4 protein-coding genes are annotated in these 2975 nt (G+C 39.2%); 1 reads left to right on the forward strand and 3 read right to left on the reverse strand.

The genetic code is table 11. The features are described 5' to 3' along the window. Positions 1-313 precede the first annotated feature (313 nt). The 3 genes from gluP to AC1DND_RS27595 form a co-directional block, all read right to left on the reverse strand. Entirely contained in the window at positions 314-1204 is an 891-nt protein-coding gene (gene gluP, locus AC1DND_RS27585) for a glucose/galactose MFS transporter (protein WP_477586012.1), read from the reverse strand. Further along, complete coding sequence (locus AC1DND_RS27590) at positions 1152-1442, reverse strand: hypothetical protein (protein ID WP_477586014.1); 291 nt, start codon at positions 1440-1442, stop codon at positions 1152-1154. The genes gluP and AC1DND_RS27590 overlap by 53 nt, the downstream gene beginning before the upstream one ends. A 104-nt stretch (positions 1443-1546) precedes the next feature. After that, positions 1547-2539, reverse strand: a complete 993-nt coding sequence (locus tag AC1DND_RS27595; protein ID WP_477586016.1) for a formylglycine-generating enzyme family protein — start codon at positions 2537-2539, stop codon at positions 1547-1549. A 225-nt stretch (positions 2540-2764) separates the two neighbouring features. On the opposite strand from AC1DND_RS27595, the gene AC1DND_RS27600 reads away from it, so the two are divergent. Further along, on the forward strand, positions 2765-2975 hold a 211-nt coding region (locus tag AC1DND_RS27600; protein ID WP_477586018.1), incomplete at its 3' end, for a hypothetical protein.

The following is a 2975-nucleotide window of genomic DNA, read 5'->3' on the forward strand; positions in this document are numbered from 1 at the left end:
ATTTAGAACACCAACACGTTCTAGAAAAATAGCATAATACATTATTGAGATATGAGTATTGTGATTTGAGACGGAATCATAAATAAACATTTGTCAACCTGTCCAAAGGACTCCTACGGAGAGCCTGTCGAAGGACCTGTTTAAATGCCTCTCAGCGTTTCGACAAGCTCAACGTGACAAAATTCGAATGGAATAAATTATAACAAATGATACATCCTCTTTATAATTCGCCAAAATAACTGAAAATTAAGGACAAAAGAAAGCCCAATCTAATTAAAGACCGGGCTTAATCATAAAATTTATTTGGTTTTGGTTATTTCAGATTCAATCCTGCTTTATGGCCTTTTATAGCAAAATACAGAATGTACAAGTAACAAGGTAATACAGTTAAAAGATAAGCCAGTTGAAAGTTAACATGTAATTTTTCATTTAAGAAAGCATATAATAATGGCATTAAAGCACCACCTGCAATACCCATAATCATTATCGCCGAACCGATTTTGGTAAATTTACCCAAGTGGCTAATGCCCAGCGGGAAAATTGCCGGCCACATTAACGAATTGGCTAAACCCAATAAGGCTACAAAAATTACGGCAAACCAACTGGAAATAGCAAAAGATAAAACAGTAAATATGATGCCTAAAATAGCACAGATTCTAAGGGCTTTTTGCTGAGATATATATTTTGGAATGGTAACGATACCAATAATATAACCGATTAACATACTAAAAAGCGTAATAGAAGTTAGTTTACCGCTAATCTCTGGACTAATGCCTAGCTCGCGGCCATAAATACCGATAATATCGCCAGCCATAACCTCTGCGCCTACATATACAAAAATACAAAGTGCACCCAGGAACAAGTGTGGGAACTGAAAAATACTTGTATGTTTTACCACCTCTCCTTTGCTTTCGTCGATCACATCTTCTTCCACTTCAACTTCTGGAAGGTTGGTGAATTTAATAAAAACTGCAAAAAGGCAGAAAACGATAGCTAAAACAATGTAAGGCATATTTACACGGCCTAAAACATCGTTTAATAACTGCTCGTGAACAGCGCCGGTAGCCGCTTTGATCTGTTTCTCCACTTCAGTAGCATTTTTCAAAAACAGACTGCCCATAATTAAAGGCACAATCATTCCGGCAAATTTATTACAAATACCCGCAAAACTGATCCGTTTTGCAGCACTTTCTATTGGGCCCATTTTTAAAACCCACTTTTTTAAGTATCCACGATGATGGCAGCGCTAAAAAGAAGTAAGCCATGTACGATGCAAAGGTTACGAAGAACGCCTGTAAGTTTGATAATCCGAAAGATAATTTAAAGAAAGGAATTAATGTTCCGTTTGCCCAGGTTACAAAGCCAAAAATAAAGAATAGGGCACAAATGATAATAAGTGGTTTTGGCCCTTGCGTTTGACCTGATTTTGTTGTTTGTTGCATAAAGTTTTGGTTCGGTTTAATTTGTTTGGACCAAACTAAACAATAATATTTAATAAAATAAGGGTCAAACGTTTGCGTAATTTTAACTTTAACAGAAAAGGGCTTTAGTTGGTGCTCACACACCTAAAACCGGTATGCTCTAAGCCCGTATCAACAGAAGTTTTCATTCTCGAAGTTACCCGGTAACCTTTACAATAAGAGGCATTACACATAAAAGAACCACCCCTTACCACTCTTTTAGGTATAGTCGGCTCCATAGGGTCGTAGCTATCTGACGGACCTTTAGGATTGGTGCTCAACCCTGAAAGCGTGCTATAATAATCAGGTCGGTACCAATCGCTGCACCACTCCCACACGTTGCCCGCCATATCATAAAGCCCATAACCGTTCGGCTTAAATTTTTTCACTGCAGCTAAACCATTAAAACCATCCCAATTGGTGTTTTTAACCGGGAAGCTCCCCTGCCAGGTATTGGCTTTTACCTTACCCTTTTCTATATCTTCATTCCCCCATGGATATTTTTCATTTTTCAGAGCACCTCTTGCCGCATACTCCCACTCTGCCTCTGTTGGTAAACGTTTACCCGACCATTTACAATAGGCCATGGCATCATCCCAGGATACATGTACAACCGGAAAATTTTCTTTTCCTTTAATATCGCTGTTGGGGCCATGAGGATGTTTCCAATTGGCGCCTTTAACCCAACGCCACCATTGCGAGGCATCGTTTAAAGAGGTAACACTTTTAGGCTGATAGAAAACTAAAGAGGCTGCAACAAAAACACTGTCTGGCGGTTTTGGCGTACCTGCCGGAAGCTGTTTTTTCATTTCTTCCCAATCTGGTTTACGTTCGGCCGTAGTAAGATACCCGGTAGCATCAACAAACTTTTTAAAACTGGCATTGGTTACTTCGGTAGCATCAATCCAGAAGGAAGAGACTTTAACCTGATGTTGTGGGTATTCATCATCCCTGCCCTCTTTATCAGAAGCGCCCATGGCAAATTCGCCAGCTGGAATTAAAACCATGCCTTCATGACTTACTTTATTATTGGAAGCGAAACTTGAAGCATCTTTTACCGCACCAAAACGGCTTGGCATATTTTTTTCGCATGAGGCTAAAGAATCTTGCTTGTGTTTAGCCTTTTCTTCTTCCTTAGCATCACAGAAAACCTCACAGAAATGTGAGGTTTTTTTGTTTTATGTCTGTTGGGATTCGAACAGAAGCGCCGGCCTGGGTTCGATTTGTAAAAGGCTCAGGGCTGAGCCAATCCCAGCGGGATCACAGAAAATAGCATAAAAAATACGTAAAATCTTGTAGATCAAATGATTGCAAGCTTTTCATTTTATTTACCCGAAATGCCAAAATATGCAATAAATCGCATTTCGGCTACAAGAAAATACTTTTCGGCTACAAGAGTACAGAAACGAAATCTGAACTTTGCTTCATTAAATTATATCAAAATGAAAGTATTTGTTACAGGCGCTACAGGTTTCGTAGGAACTGCCGTAGTACAGGAATTATTAGCCCATGGGC

Source organism: Pedobacter sp. 01N416, assembly GCF_056399685.1.